Origin of the sequence: Mesorhizobium sp. M5C.F.Ca.IN.020.29.1.1 (assembly GCF_003997375.1) — a bacterium.
Lineage (GTDB): Bacteria > Pseudomonadota > Alphaproteobacteria > Rhizobiales > Rhizobiaceae > Mesorhizobium > Mesorhizobium wenxiniae.
The window spans coordinates 1-14,028 of the sequence record NZ_RZSW01000109.1 but is presented as its reverse complement, the minus strand read 5'-3'; the positions used below and the strand labels follow the sequence as shown (position 1 = coordinate 14,028).

The window sequence follows — 14,028 nt, the reverse complement described above, 5'->3', positions numbered from 1 at the left end:
ATGCTGACGCTGCACGCCTATCCGAAGACGATGAAGGCAGCGGTCGAGGCCGCCAGGGGCAGCGATCTTTGCCTGCTTGGCGTCACCGTGCTGACCTCGATGGACGAGCAGGACGTGATCGACGCCGGCTATGAACATGACCCGCATACGCTGGTGCTGAGGCGCTCCGAACAGGCGCTGCATGCCGGCATGGGCGGCATTGTCTGCTCGGCCGAGGAAGCGGAAGCGGTGCGCCGGATCGTCGGGCCCAACATGGCCGTCGTCACGCCGGGAATACGGCCCAAGGGCAGCGACCATGGCGACCAGAAGCGCGTGGTGACGCCGGCGCAGGCGATCCGCAACGGCTCCAGCCATCTCGTCGTCGGCCGGCCGATCGTCGGCGCCGCCGACAGGCGAGCGGTCGCGGAAGCGATCCTTGACGAAATGCGCTCGGCCTAACAATTCGGAGAAGAAGCATGCCCAAGGGATACTGGATCGCCCGCGTCGATGTGCACGATGCGGAAGGCTACAAGGACTATGTCACTGCCGCCAAACCGGCTTTCGATCGCTTCGGCGCCGTTTTCCTGGCACGAGGCGGTGCGCATGAAAAGGCGGAAGGGCCGGGCCGCGACCGCAACGTAATCATCGAGTTTCCGTCTTTGGCTGCGGCGCACGATTGCTATCACTCGCCGGAGTATCAACGCGCCGTGACGATCCGCCAGAAAGTAGCCGACGGCGAGATCGTGCTGGTCGAAGGGGTTTAGTTCGACCGCCGTGGCGCGCCTGGTCTCATCGGAAATTGCAGGCGAGCATGCACCTGCAGCGATCAAACCGAATGCAGGATGTAAAGCTTGCGCGTTTTCTCGTGGATGGTCCATTCGCCCTGCCAGCCAAGCGGCAGAACAAGCAATTCGCCGGGTCCGACATTTTTGGCCGCGCCCTCGGGACCGTGCAGCGTCACGCGGCCTGAGACGATGTGGCAAATCTCGGAATTCGTGTCGCGGCGCGCGGTGAACCGGCCCTGCGAACATTCCCAGACACCGACTTCGATCTTGCCATCGGCCGAAACCCAGAGGGTGTTGGCTGCTTCCAGCTGATCGCCTTCGACCGAGGTGGGTTTCGGCTGGGGCTCACCGAGGTCGATATGCGCAAGGTGGGCGAAGGTCTTGAAGTCGATCATGCTGTATATCCTCGAGGTGATGCGGTTCAATGCCCGGTGATGCGGTCTGCCAGGGCCGCTAGCCGCGATGTGCGCGGCAGCCCCTTTGCTTCCCGCTCGTCGGCAATCCGATAGAGCTGATACATGGAATGGACGCCCAGCCAGCGCAGCGGCTCCGGCTCCCATTTGCGCACGGTTCGATTGACCCAGGGAAGCCGCGTCAGCTCGGTGTCGTTGCCCAGCACAAGATCCCTCAATGTGCGTCCCGAGAGGTTCGAGGTGGAAACGCCGAGGCCGACGTAGCCGCCTGCCCAGCCTATTCCGGTCTGCTTGTCAAAGCCCACTGTCGTGCACCAGTCCCGCGGCACGCCGAGCGTTCCACACCACGCATGGTCGAGCTTGAGCCCCTTGGTCTGCGGCAGAAGCGTCGTCAGTATCTTGTGCAGCTTGTCGATCGTCGCCTGCTGGGTGACGCCTCGAACGTCGGTCTTCGAGCCGAACCGATAAGGCACCCCGCGCCCGCCCATGGCAATGCGTCCTTCACGAGTGCGCTGGGCGTAGCAGTATGTGTGTGCGGCGTCGCCGAGCACCTCGTAGCCATCCCAGCCGATTTCGCTCCACAGCTTGTCGGACAACGGCTCGGTGACCACGATGGCGCTGTTGAGCGCCAACCAAAGTCTCTCGTGGCCGGCAATTCCCGCAGTGAAACCCTCGGTCGCCCGCACGATCTTTTCCGCGCGCACCACGCCTCGGCTGGTTGTGACCTTGCCTTTTTCGATCGACAGCACGGTTGTCTGTTCATAGATCGGCACACCGAGGCGCTCCACTGCCTTGGCGAGCCCCTGCACCAGCTTTGCGGGCTGAACCCGCGCAACCTTCTTGATGACGAAGGCGCCGCGCGCGTCGTGCACCGCTATGCGCCGACGCATCTCGGCTGCATCGATATACCCCACACGTTGGTCAGTCAGCTCCCAGGATCTGGCATGGGCATACATCGCCTTGGCGCGCTGCTCCTGCGCCTCGTTGGTAGCGACCAGCAGTTCGTCGGTACGGCGAATGTCGGCGTCGATGCCTTCGGCTTCCGCAACCGATATGACCTCGTTCACCGTACCCGTCATTGCCGCCTGCATGGCGACGACTCCGGCGCGCGAGGTTGCCTTCTCATATTTTTCGCGCGACCATGAGAACCCGCCGGACAGCCAGCCGCCATTGCGTCCCGAAGCACCGAAGCCGGCGAACTCCTTCTCGACGATGACAATGTTGAGGTGGGGGGCTGCCTGCTTCAGGTAATAGGCGGTCCAAAGGCCGGTGTAGCCGGCCCCGACGATGCAGACGTCGGCCATGATATCGCCCTGCAGCGGCGGCCGATAGTCGGGCACGCCGCCGATGTCGGCATACCAGAATGAAACGTCGCCGTTCTTCTTCACGTCCATTGTCGAGATTTTCCCAGATAGGATTCAGGTCAGCGTGAAATCGGCGTTTTCGTCGTCCGCCAACAGCTTCACGTCGCTGCCCGCGAATACGAGATCAACCTCGTCGCCGATGGCGAAGATCTCGGCGTCCAGCGTAGAGCGCACGATCGCCTTGGAGGTGTCGGCCAGCACGACCTCGTATTTGGAGCCCGATCCGAGGTAGATGGCCTCGCCGATGCGCCCGGGCAGGGTGTTTCGACCCTGTCCGCCCTTCCCCCGTCTGGCGAGGCTCAGCTTCTCCGGCCGCAGCAGCATCACGGGTTTGGCGCCATCGGAAAGGCGTTTGGCGGCGGCCACTTTTCGTCCGGCTATGTCGATGGCGGTCTCGTCGCTGGAGGTGGAGGCCGCGCCACGCAGTATCGTCGAGTCGCCGACGAACTTTCCGACAAACAAGGTCTCGGGCTCGTCGTAGAGTTGGCGGCCGGTGCCGATCTGCTCGATGCGCCCCTGGTTGAACACGGCGATGCGGTCCGAGAGGACCAGAGCCTCCTCCTGGTCGTGCGTGACGTAAACGAAGGTGGTGCCCAATTCGCGGTGGATCCGTTTGATCTCGAGCTGCAGCCATTCACGCAGCTTCTTGTCGAGCGCGCCGAGCGGCTCGTCCATCAGGAGCAGCGGTGGGTCGAATACGATGGCACGCGCCAGCGCGACGCGCTGCTGCTGTCCGCCGGAGAGCTCGCTGGGGAAGCGGTGGCCGAAATCCGCCATCTTCACCATGTCCAGGGCCTTGCGCACCCGGGCCTCGCGATCGGGATTGGCGATGCCGCGCAGGGTCAGCGGATACGCGACGTTCCTGCTCACCGTCATGTGCGGGAACAGCGCGTAGTGCTGGAAGACCACGCCGATGTTGCGTTTGTGTGCCGGTACGCCGATGACGCTCTTGCCGCCGACATCAAGCGAACCCGAGCTGACCTCGGTGAAGCCGGCGATGACGTTGAGCGTGGTCGTCTTGCCCGAACCGCTGGGCCCGAGCAGCGTCATGAACTCCCCCGGTTCGATGCGCAGCGAGACCTTATCGAGAGCGATGAAGCTGCCATAGTGTTTGCTGACGGATTTGAGATCAATGGCTGCGCCGCGAGTCGATGGTGAGGCCATGTCAACGTTTTCCCTGTCTCGAACCGATCAACAGCCCCGCCCCGATCACGAGCGACGTCGTGATGAAGAGCAGCGTGCCCACTGCCGCAACGGTGGGATCGGCGTCCCGGGTAATGCTCGAGAATATCTGGACCGGCAGTGTCTTCAGATAAGGGCTGGTGATGAACAGCGCGACGATGATCTCGTCGAATGAGGTGACGAACGCAAACAGCAGGCCCGACAGGATGCCCGGCGCGATCAGCGGCAACGTCACCGTCCTGAACGCCGTCAGCCGGGTTGCGCCGAGGCTGGCCGCAGCAGTTTCCAGCCGTTTGTCGAAGACTTCCAGGCTGGCGGAGACGGCGATGATGACGAAAGGAACGGCGAGCATGGTGTGGGCCAGCACGAAGCCGGTCATGGTGCCGACCAACCGCGTATCGAGATAGACCGCATAGATTCCAACGGCGAGCACCACCCCCGGCACGACCATTGGCGTGATCAGCAGCGCGCGCAGCACGCCGCTGACGCGGCTTTTCATGCGATCGAGGCCGAATGCCGCCAGCGTGCCGATGACGGTGGCGAACACCGCCGTGACAACGGCGACCTTGAGCGAACCGACCAGGCTCGCCGACCATTCCGGGTTGGTGAAAAAGTTTTGGTACCACTGCCAGGAAAAGCCGGATGGTGGAAAGGCCAGCGACTTCTTGTCGTTGAACGACATCGGCACGACGACGATTGTCGGTGCGACCAGCCAGACCGCGACGAGCAGGCAGAACAGACCGAGCAGGATTCGACCGGGCTGTTTCATCAGCGTCTCGAGCCCGTCTTGTGCGGTTGCCGCGACAGCGGTGCTGCGAGCGCGAGCAGGACGAAGGTCGCGATCAACAGCACCACGCCCATCGCACCGCCGCGGCCCCAGTTGAGCAGGCTGAGCACCTGGTTCTGGATCAGGGTCGAGAGCATGGTCGAACGCGGACCGCCGAGCAGCGCGGGGGTAATGTAGAACCCGAGCGCAAGAATGAACACGATGATGGCGCCTGCGTAGACGCCGGGAAGCGAGAGCGGCAGATAAACCTGGGCAAAGGCGCGCGCCGGGCTCGCGCCGAGGCTCCGTGCGGCCTGCATGAGCCGCAGGTCGATCGTTTTCATCACCGAATAGAGCGGCAGGATCATGAACGGCAGCAGCACCTGCGCCATGCCGATCACCACGCCGGTCTGCGTGCGGATCAGCTTGACCGGACCAAGGCCGCCTGCCCGGATGACGGAGTTGATCACGCCGGAATCCTGCAAAAGGATGACCCATGCCAGGGTGCGCACCACACCGCTCACCCAGAACGGCACCAGCACGCACAGGATGAGGACGAGCCGCATATTGGGCCCGACTGCGGTCATCACATAAGCATAGGGGTAGCCGGCAATGATACATACCAGCGTCACCCAGGCGGAGATCGCGAAGGTGCGCTGAAGTACGGTCAGGTTGACCGGTGTGCCGAAGAACCAGGCATAGTTCTGCCATCCCCATTGCGGCTCGGAAAAGCTGCGCAAGGTAACGATGACGAGCGGCAGACCCAGGCAGATGACGAGCAGCAGCAGCGCCGGCGCGACGAGCCAGAAAGCCTGTCCACGAAACCAGCGCCGCCGGTCGTCAGCGGCGACAGCCGGAACAGTGTTCCGGCTGTCGATTGCTCTCGTTGCCACGGTGGCGGACCTAGTTGCCCGCCATCAACGCGTTCCACTTTTCGTTCGCTACCTCGAAGTTCTCCACCCAGAACTTGATGTTCTGCTGGTAACCGAGCTTCAGCTTGTCCGGCGTGTTGGTCATGAACGCCGCTGTGATCTCGTCCACTTCGGGCTTCGCGTCCTTGTGGATCGGGGTATACGAGGTGGTTTTTGCAAGCGTCTCCTGCGCGCTCTTGCCGACATAGGCGTTGATCAGCGCATGCGCCGCGTCGGGGTCCTTGACGCCCATCGGAATGGTCATCTGGTCCATCACGACCAGCCAGTCCTGCCACGCCGGCGTGTACTTCGCGCCGTTCTTCACCGCAGTCATGGCACGTCCGGTCCACATCGCGATCATGTCGGCTTCGCCGGATTCGGCGAGCTGCTGGGAATCAGCTCCGGTCTTCCAGAAGATCGTGTCCGGACCGAGCGACCTCACCTTCTCGATCGCCTTGTCGATATCGGCAACCGTCATGTTTTCCACCGATCCGCCGGCGGCGAGCAATGCCTGCTCGATCATGCCGCCGGAGAGATCGCCGCTGCCCTCCAGAGCGCGCGATCCCGGGAACTTCTCGATGTCGAAGAAATCCTTCCAGCTCTTGGGCGGGTTATCCTTGTACTTTTCGGTGTAGTACATCAGCACCACGCCATAGTTCATGGCCGGCACACTGCATTCGCTGATCTGGCCCTCCGGAATGTTAGACGTATCGATCTTCGAGAAGTCCAGCTTCTGGAACAGCTTGCCGCAATAGACGTAGGGCGGGAAATCGCCGGTATCGACAACGTCCCAGGTGACATTGCCGGACTCGACCTGCGCCTGCAGTTTCGAGATTTCGGTTGGCCCGTCGCTGAGCAGCGTCACTCCGGACTTGTCGACGAACTCCTTCAGCGCGGCGATCTGACCATCCTGGTAAATGCCTCCATACGAGACGAAGGTCAGCGTCTTGCCCTTCAGCGAGCCCTCGGCCACCTCGCCCGCCACGGGCTTGCTCTGTGCAAGCGCTGCGGTGGTGGTAATCAACAGCCCGAGTGCGGCCACCTGTCCGATCTTGGTCTTCATAGTTTTATCTCCCATTTATGTGCACCCGCATTACTTCGGTTCGCCCGGCTGCGAGCCTTGTCCGGGCGTGTATCGATTGAGTTCCGCCGCGCCGCTGGTTGGGGGCGCGATGATCCAGAGCACCTGCGCCGGCGTCTTGCCGATGTTTGCCGTGCGATGGGGCGTCGAGGTTGCGTATTCGATGCTGTCGCCCTCGTTCATGACGAAGCGCTCGTCTGCCAGCGTCAGCTCGACTGTTCCCTTCAGAACGACGAACATCTCGTGCTTGCCGCCATGCGTGTAAGCATCGTTACCGGTCGAACCGCCGACGTCGAAATCCCCCGAATAAACCTCGAATTCATGGATCGGCCGCCGCGACAGCAACGTCTTTCGACAACCGTGGCTGATCGGCAGCAGGGGGCGGTCGCCTCTGGTGAGCACCTTGTGGAACCCACCTTCGGCCTGCTCGAACAGGTCGTCGATGCCGAGATCCAACGCAGCCGCGATCCGCATCAGGGTGCTGGCGCTGGCGCCGCTCAGATTGCGCTCGAGCTGGCTGATGAAGCTCGCCGTCGTGCCGACCATGTCGGCCAGCTGGCGAAGCGAAATGCGTCGGGCCGTGCGAATGGCCTTGATCCGCCCACCGACATGCTTCGCCTTGTCCGCGTCCGCCGCTGCCAGCGCGGCCACGCCCGGGAACGTGGCAAGGTCGACTTTCACCGAGTGCCTCCTTCACTTAACACTCTATTAAGTGAGGTGCCGGAACGCAAGCGATTTGTCAAGATACGATACGATCCTGGGTCGCCCGGGGGCAGCTTCACGCAGAATTTCTGCTCAGGACGCGGCCATTCGGTTAAAACGGCTCGCCGCGGTCTCGGCCATCGCATCGGCGAGGCCCATCTCCCATTGCGTGCGGCAATAGGCGCGGAAATCGAAGCAGGGCAGGCCGGGGCAGACCTCGAATTCGATGAGATGGACGCTGTCGTCGGCTTCGACCCGGAAATCGATGGAAAATACATCTCGCAGGCCGAGCCCGGTCATCAGGCTTTGCGCGATCCGTCGGATCTTTGCATCGGCTCGCGGCTGGCTGGCGGCGACCGGCAGCAGCTCGGGCTCGGCGTATGTCCCCGCCTCCCTGGCAGCCTCGCCGGTGCCGCCATAGAGCGCCAGGCTGTCTGCCATGGTCTGGAAATCACCGCCCGAATCGACAAAGGCGATGCCGAGCGCCTCGACGCCGGTGTCCGGCTTCAGGCCGAGATAGCTCGCGCGCACATTGCGCCCGGCTACATAGGGCTGCACGACGACGTCGTCGCGATAGGCGGCGAACACACGCCGGCTAAGTTCCAGCGCATGGCCGAGATCGGCACAGCGCGAGTCCTGCCAGATGCCGATCTTGGCGCCGAGCCGGTTCGGCTTGACAAACCAGCCTGCCGGCGAAGCCGGTGGCTCGACCAGCCAATGACCGTCGCGGGCCAAACCGGATTGCGGCACCGGCAGGCCGAGTGCGCCGAGCACGGCGCCGGAGCGGAACTTGTCCTGGCACAGCGCAAACAGCGCGTCATCGGCACCGATCACCTTCAGGCCATTCAGCCGTGCCAAAGCAGGTGCGGCGCCGCCGCGGAAATAGGCGATGCCGTCGGTCAGCGTCCAGACAAGCGTGGACTTTGGGCCCTCGCCGGCGAGAGCGCTCGCGGCATCGTCGAGCGCCACTGGAGCAAAGGACAGGCCGCGTGTCAGGCAGGCTGCGGCCAGCGCATCGAACTCAGAGGCGATGTCGGTCGATTGCGCCAGATAGGAGGCGATTTCGGCCGCGCGCGCCGCCACGTGGCCATCGGCGACCAGCCGGTCGAAGCAAGCCTTTTCCGGCTCGTAGACAAGGATCAGCTTCGGCTTGCGGCTTGACATGGGATGATGAACGGGTCCTGGCAGCGCGATTGCCTACCATCGCACGGCGAATGTATCAGGCTTTCGCGGAAAACCGACGTCAGCCGGACGCCTGCACGACAGTGCTGGTGCGATCTTATTGTTTGACCATGATCTTTTCCGAACCAAAGGTTCGGATCATGGTCTAGGCGATCAACACGCGCGGCTCGAAGCGGCCGTTGACTGGAATGTCGAGCAGAAATGTCATGCCGGCTTGCGGGTCCAGCAGGCGCTGCTTCTCATTCTTGCCCGACCAGGCTGAAGTCACCGCCAGCCGGTCGGCATTCCTGCCGACAAAGGCCGGGCAGGACGGTTGCGTCACCGGCATCGCGACCGAACGGATGAGCTTGCCGTCAGGCCCGTAGGCTTCGATGACGCTGCCGCCCCAGCAGGCGTTCCAAAGAACACCGTCGCGATCGAGCACCGAACCGTCAATATAGCCCTTGGCCTTGCGATGATCGACGAAGATCTTCGGTTCGCCGACCGGCAGGCCGTTCGCTGCATTGCAGGCGACGCGCATCAACAGGCCGGTGCTGGTATCGGTGTAACAGGCGACCGTTCCGTCCTCGGAAAAGCAGATCGAGTTCGACACGGTGATGTCCGAATAGAGCCGACGCAGCTCCCCCTTGAAGAACCAGTAGATCGAGCCGGCGGCCTTTTCCTCGCCCTTGCCCATCGTGCCGACCCAGAAGGCGCCGCAGGGATGGACGCGCGAATCATTCGAGCGCGTCATCGGATTGTCGGCCTCGATCGTCGTGTGCAGCGTCATCTTGCCGGTCGCGACGTCGCGGACATGCAGGCCGGTTTCGGTAGCGATCAATTGTCTGTTGTCATCGATGACGGCGATGGCGCTGGCCATCTGGCCAAGCTCGTGGATTTTGACCGCGCCGCCGGAAAGGCGCTTCTCAAGAAGCTGGCCGTTGACGATGTCGAACCAGTAGAGCGTATCGGCGGCGGGGTCATAGCTCGGGCCTTCGCCGAGCTGGCAGACATGGTCGGAAAGAACAGAAACGATGGCTTCGTTCATCGCACTGCTCCAAACGCCGCATCCCAGGCGACGACTGCGGCCTGTGCTCGCGTTGCCACCTCATCCACGTTCATACCAGGCTTGAACAGGCTGGAGCCAAGGCCGAAGACGCTGACGCCAGCGGCTTTGTAGCCGGCAAAGTCCTTTTCTGACACACCGCCGACCGCGCCGACCAGCATATCGGACGGCAAAACCGCGCGCATCGCCGCGATGCCGGCCGCGCCGAGCACGCTGGCCGGGAAGAATTTCAGCGCCGAGGCGCCGAGCCGGATGGCCTGAAATGCCTCGGTCGGCGTGAACACGCCGGGCATCGTCACCATGCCGTAATTCATCGCGCGACCCATGATCTTGGCATCGATGTTGGGGCTGACCAGCAGCCGCCCGCCGGCCTTTTGCAATCCGTCGACATCGGCTGCGGTCAGCACAGTCCCGGCGCCGACCAGTGCCGTCGCCGGCAGCGCCTCCGCGATCCTTGCGATCGAGGCGAAGGGCTCCGGCGAATTGAGCGGAACTTCGATCGCTTCGATGCCGGCCTCGAAGATCGCCCGGCCAATGGCCACCGCCTCGTCCGGCTTGAGGCCGCGCAAGATGGCGACAAGGCCGCGCTCGAGCTTCGGAAATGGTGCGGTCTCGGTCATGCGGCAACTCCGCTTCCAGCAATCATGCCATTTTCGCGCGCCGCCTCGATCAGGCCCGCACGCACCGCCTCGTCAGCATCGACGGTCCGAACCGCGAGTCCAGCGAGGCCGAGCGCCTCCGTGTACAGCGCGCCGAGCGCGCCGGAAGCGACCAGCACGACCGACCCGCCTTTCCCATAGCGCCGGCTGGCCGAGGCGATCTCGCCGCCGATCAGCAGGCCGGACAGGCAAGCAGCGGCATCGTCGGGCTTCAGGTCCTGAAGCAGGCCAGCGGCGCGGATCGAGAACAGTCTCGACGTGACATCGCCGCCGTCGGCAAGCGCTTGCTCGCACCAGCGCCGGAAAAACGGATTGCCTGGTGCAACCGGCTGGGGCTGCTCGCCCAGCGAATGGCGCAGGATCGAGTGCGCCGCCAGCACCGAAAACAGCTCGCCGGTCGGCCACGTGCCGAAACCGGCAACAGCGCCGTCCTCGACCAAAACCCATTTCGAATGGGTCCCGGGCATGCAGACGAGATGACGGCCCTTTGCCGGCAAACCAGCGCCGGCCAGCTGCGTTTCCTCGCCGCGCATGACGTCGGGCGCATCGGCCTGGCGCTGGGCAAGCCCCGGCACGATACGGATGTCGCGGCGCTGGCCGGGGATGCGCGCAGCGCCGGCAAGGATGGCGCCGATCGGCGCCGGCACGGTGACATAGGGCGCCTCCAGCCAGCCCTGGCGCGAGCCGGCCATGCCGCAGATGATGACGGGCATCGCTTCCGGCGCGCCCATCGCCACCAGATGTCCTTCGAGGATGGTCGAAAACCCGGCGGCCTGCGCAGTGATCAGCCCGTCGTCGCCGCGGCGCTCGGCAAGGACGTTTCCGGCCTCATCGATCAGCCAGACCCGGAGACGGGTTGTGCCCCAATCGACGGCGGCAACGGCCGGCACCTTGTTCGGAAATCCTGGGCTCACAGGAAGCCCCCATCGACGATCAACATCTGTGCGGTCAGCATCCGCGAGGCGTCCGACGCCAGAAACAGCACCGTGCCGACAATGTCTTCCGGCTGCATCACCTGCTTGATGCATTGCTTGGCAACGTGGGCGGCGAGCGCCTGTTCGGTGACCCAGAGTTCCTTCTGCCGCTCGGTGATCACCCAGCCGGGTGCGATCGCATTGACACGAATGCCGTCGGCGCCGAGCTTGCCGGCAAGCCCCTTGGTCAGGCCGACGATGCCGGCCTTGGCGGCGGTATAGGCCGGCATGTCGGGGTGGTTGATCAGAAACGACGTCGACGTGAAGTTGATGATCGAGCCGCCGCCGGCGCGCTTCATGCCCGGCGCTACCGCCTGTGCAGAGAAGAAATGCGGACGCAGGTTGACCGCCTGGTTGTTGTCCCAGAATTCCACGGTGACATCTTCCACTGCGTGGCGATCATCAAGTGCTGCATTGTTGACCAGCACGGTGACGTCGCCATGCGCTTCGGCCGCCTTGGCGGCTGAAGCCCGCAGCGCCTCGACATCGCGTATGTCTGTCTTGAGATAGAGAGGCCGGCGGCCGAGATCCTTCTCGATGCGGTCGGCCAGCGCAAGGCTCGGGCCATCGGCGATGTCGATAAAGGCGACCTTCGCTCCCTGGCGGGCAAAGCCCTCGGTCAGCGCCGCGCCGATGCCGGAGCCGCCGCCGGTGATCAGCACCGAGGCACCTTGAAGGTCGGCAAAGCGTGCCGATGGCATCATTTTTTTCTCCCTGCGCATGACCCCGGAATCGGTTTCGATTTTCGGAAGGATCATGCGCAAAATCAAAGTGCTACAGCGTCCTTTGCGCGTCCAAAGGACGCGCGGCGCTGTAGGCTCAGTCGGCGCGCATCCTAGCCAGCCCGGTCGGGGGAGCAAGGGAGAAAAACCGATTCCCGAGGCTTATGTCAGACAAAAAGACGATCACGTCCCACTACGCGTCCTTTGCAGCGGCGGCCAACCCCACGAGGCATCGAGCGCACGCACAGCCTCGCTTTGTCTGCAACTGGCCGACAGACGCCCCGCATGCAGCAGGCAATCCTCAAAATGTCGCGATTGGCAGATCACCGGCGAGGTTGTAAGGGCAAGCACAGCTGCCCATCCGATCCGCCGGAGATCCGCCATGCCTCTGAAAATCGCCGTCCAGATGGACCACATCTCCACCGTTTCGATTGCCGGCGACACGTCTTTTGCGCTGTCGCTGGAAGCGCAGCGGCGCGGCCATCAGTTGTTCCACTACACGCCCGACCGGTTGTCGCTGCGCGGCGGCAAGGTGTTTGCCCGCATCGAGGAAATGCAGGTCCGCGATGATAAGGGCAATCACTATTCGCTCGGTGAAGAAGTCCGCACCGACCTGTCGGAGATGGACGTCGTCCTGCTCAGGCAGGATCCGCCGTTCGACATGAACTACATCACCACGACGCACATACTCGAGCGCATCCATCCCAAGACACTGGTGGTCAACGACCCGGCGTGGGTGCGCAACAGCCCGGAAAAGATCTTCGTCACCGAATTTCCCGACCTGATGCCGGAAACGCTGATCACCAAGGACCCGCTGGAGGTCGCCGCCTTCCGCAAGGAGTTCGGCGACATCATCGTCAAGCCGCTCTACGGCAATGGCGGCGCCGGCATCTTCCACCTGCACGAGGCCGACCGCAACCTTGCTTCACTGCTCGAAATGTTCGGCCAGTTGTTCCGCGAGCCCTACATCGTGCAGCGTTATCTGAAGGAGGTGCGCGCCGGCGACAAACGCATCATCCTGATCGACGGTGAGCCGGTCGGCGCCATCAACCGGGTGCCGGCCGAGCATGATTCACGCTCCAACATGCATGTCGGCGGCCGCGCCGAAAAAACCGAACTGACGGCGCGCGAACGCGAGATCTGCGCCCGCATCGGCCCATCGCTGAAAGAGCGCGGCTTTATCCTTGTCGGCATCGACGTTATCGGCGACTACATGACCGAGATCAACGTGACGTCGCCGACCGGCGTGCGCGAGGTGCAGCGTTTTGGTGGCGCCGATATTGCGAGCCTGTTCTGGGATGCGGTCGAGGACAAACGCAAGTAGCGCACGCTTGGCGGAACAGCGTTTTTCCGACCCAGAGCGCCGCGACGCCATCAGATGTAGCGTTCAATTGTTCCCGTAATGTTCTTGCCTTTGCCCAAAATCTGTGGTTGTCTCCGGTGACGCCGTTCACGGCATGATCGCATGGGCTTCGGGCGAGCCCATGTCCGGGGGCTGAAAAATGGTTGCACGGGTCCGTACGGTCGCTTTCCAGGGCATCGAGGCCGTGCCGGTCGACGTGCAGGTGATGATCGCACCGGGCAAGGTCAACATGCACATCGTCGGTCTCGGCGACAAGGCGGTGGCCGAGAGCCGGGAGCGGGTGCAGGCGGCGCTGCATGCGTCGGGCTTGTCGATGCCGTCGAAGAAGGTCACGGTCAATCTGGCGCCGGCCGACCTGCCCAAGGAAGGCAGCCATTACGATTTGCCGATCGCGCTCGGCCTGATGGCGGCATTGGGGGCCATTCCGGGCGACATGCTGGCCGGCTATGTCGTGCTTGGCGAGCTGTCGCTCGACGGCACCATCGCCGCGGTGGCCGGCGCGCTGCCGGCGGCGATCGGCGCCAATGCCGAAGGCAAGGGCTTGATCTGTCCTTTCGCCTGCGGGCCGGAAGCGGCGTGGGCCGGCAAGGATTTCGACATTCTGGCGCCGCGCAGCCTGATCGCCATCGCCAATCATTTTCGCGGCACGCAGGTACTGTCACGGCCGGAGGCCGGCATCCATGCCGCGGCGCGTGACCTGCCGGATCTGGCCGACATCAAGGGCCAGGAGACCGCCAAGCGGGCACTCGAAGTGGCGGCGGCCGGCGGTCACAATCTGCTCATGTCAATCGCAAAGGACCTAACATATTTCGCGAGCGGTTTCCTCTAGAGCAGCAGTCCGGCTGCGGTATAGGACGGGTCTCCAGACAGTTCTCAGGGGGCCACGGGGGGAACTTGGGG

The 14,028-nt window shown here is 63.5% G+C and carries 15 protein-coding genes and 1 pseudogene; 4 read left to right on the top strand and 12 right to left on the bottom strand.

Going from position 1 to position 14,028, the window contains the following annotated elements; all coding sequences use genetic code 11:
* Both pyrF and EOA85_RS11775 read left to right on the top strand, forming a co-directional pair.
* On the top strand, window positions 1-438 hold a 438-nt coding region (pyrF, locus tag EOA85_RS11780; RefSeq protein ID WP_127209531.1), incomplete at its 5' end, for an orotidine-5'-phosphate decarboxylase.
* 17 nt (window positions 439-455) lie between these two features.
* Window positions 456-743: a DUF1330 domain-containing protein gene (locus EOA85_RS11775; protein WP_127209530.1), complete on the top strand. Its 288-nt coding sequence runs from the start codon at window positions 456-458 to the stop codon at window positions 741-743.
* Window positions 744-805: 62 nt separating this feature from the next.
* Here the strand turns inward: EOA85_RS11775 and EOA85_RS11770 are convergent, their stop codons facing one another.
* The 12 genes from EOA85_RS11770 to EOA85_RS11715 all read right to left on the bottom strand — a co-directional run bounded on the left by EOA85_RS11770 (window position 806) and on the right by EOA85_RS11715 (window position 11,747).
* Entirely contained in the window at window positions 806-1,159 is a 354-nt protein-coding gene (locus EOA85_RS11770; RefSeq protein ID WP_127209529.1) for a cupin domain-containing protein, read from the bottom strand.
* Window positions 1,160-1,185: 26 nt separating this feature from the next.
* Window positions 1,186-2,571 carry an FAD-binding oxidoreductase gene (locus EOA85_RS11765; RefSeq protein WP_127209528.1) on the bottom strand — a complete coding sequence of 462 codons (1,386 nt, stop codon included), beginning with the start codon at window positions 2,569-2,571 and terminating at the stop codon, window positions 1,186-1,188.
* A gap of 24 nt (window positions 2,572-2,595) precedes the next feature.
* Window positions 2,596-3,705: an ABC transporter ATP-binding protein gene (locus EOA85_RS11760; RefSeq protein WP_127209527.1), complete on the bottom strand. Its 1,110-nt coding sequence runs from the start codon at window positions 3,703-3,705 to the stop codon at window positions 2,596-2,598.
* 1 nt (window position 3,706) lies between these two features.
* Window positions 3,707-4,492 (bottom strand): ABC transporter permease, encoded by a 786-nt coding sequence (locus tag EOA85_RS11755; protein WP_127209526.1) that lies wholly within the window; start codon window positions 4,490-4,492, stop codon window positions 3,707-3,709.
* A complete protein-coding gene (locus EOA85_RS11750; RefSeq protein WP_127209525.1) occupies window positions 4,492-5,382 on the bottom strand; it encodes an ABC transporter permease in 891 nt (296 codons plus the stop codon). Before EOA85_RS11750 ends, EOA85_RS11755 begins: the two co-directional genes overlap by 1 nt.
* Window positions 5,383-5,392: 10 nt before the next feature.
* Window positions 5,393-6,463 (bottom strand): extracellular solute-binding protein, encoded by a 1,071-nt coding sequence (locus tag EOA85_RS11745; RefSeq protein WP_127209524.1) that lies wholly within the window; start codon window positions 6,461-6,463, stop codon window positions 5,393-5,395.
* 30 nt (window positions 6,464-6,493) lie between these two features.
* Entirely contained in the window at window positions 6,494-7,162 is a 669-nt protein-coding gene (locus tag EOA85_RS11740) for an XRE family transcriptional regulator (protein WP_127209523.1), read from the bottom strand.
* 114 nt (window positions 7,163-7,276) lie between these two features.
* A complete protein-coding gene (locus EOA85_RS11735) occupies window positions 7,277-8,347 on the bottom strand; it encodes a D-alanine:D-lactate ligase-like protein (RefSeq protein WP_127209522.1) in 1,071 nt (356 codons plus the stop codon).
* Window positions 8,348-8,510: 163 nt separating this feature from the next.
* Window positions 8,511-9,392: an SMP-30/gluconolactonase/LRE family protein gene (locus tag EOA85_RS11730; protein ID WP_127209521.1), complete on the bottom strand. Its 882-nt coding sequence runs from the start codon at window positions 9,390-9,392 to the stop codon at window positions 8,511-8,513.
* On the bottom strand, window positions 9,389-10,030 hold the full coding sequence (locus EOA85_RS11725; protein WP_127209520.1) for a 2-dehydro-3-deoxy-6-phosphogalactonate aldolase: 642 nt from the start codon (window positions 10,028-10,030) through the stop codon (window positions 9,389-9,391). The genes EOA85_RS11730 and EOA85_RS11725 overlap by 4 nt, the downstream gene beginning before the upstream one ends.
* Complete coding sequence (locus tag EOA85_RS11720; protein WP_065006419.1) at window positions 10,027-10,983, bottom strand: 2-dehydro-3-deoxygalactonokinase; 957 nt, start codon at window positions 10,981-10,983, stop codon at window positions 10,027-10,029. The genes EOA85_RS11725 and EOA85_RS11720 overlap by 4 nt, the downstream gene beginning before the upstream one ends.
* Entirely contained in the window at window positions 10,980-11,747 is a 768-nt protein-coding gene (locus tag EOA85_RS11715; protein ID WP_065006544.1) for an SDR family oxidoreductase, read from the bottom strand. The genes EOA85_RS11720 and EOA85_RS11715 overlap by 4 nt, the downstream gene beginning before the upstream one ends.
* A gap of 400 nt (window positions 11,748-12,147) precedes the next feature.
* Here EOA85_RS11715 and gshB point away from each other — a divergent pair, with 400 nt between their 5' ends.
* Both gshB and EOA85_RS11705 read left to right on the top strand, forming a co-directional pair.
* Entirely contained in the window at window positions 12,148-13,089 is a 942-nt protein-coding gene (gene gshB, locus EOA85_RS11710; protein WP_127209518.1) for a glutathione synthase, read from the top strand.
* A 178-nt stretch (window positions 13,090-13,267) separates the two neighbouring features.
* Window positions 13,268-13,912: pseudogene (locus tag EOA85_RS11705) on the top strand (magnesium chelatase domain-containing protein); the annotation flags it as partial.
* Window positions 13,913-14,028 lie beyond the last annotated feature (116 nt).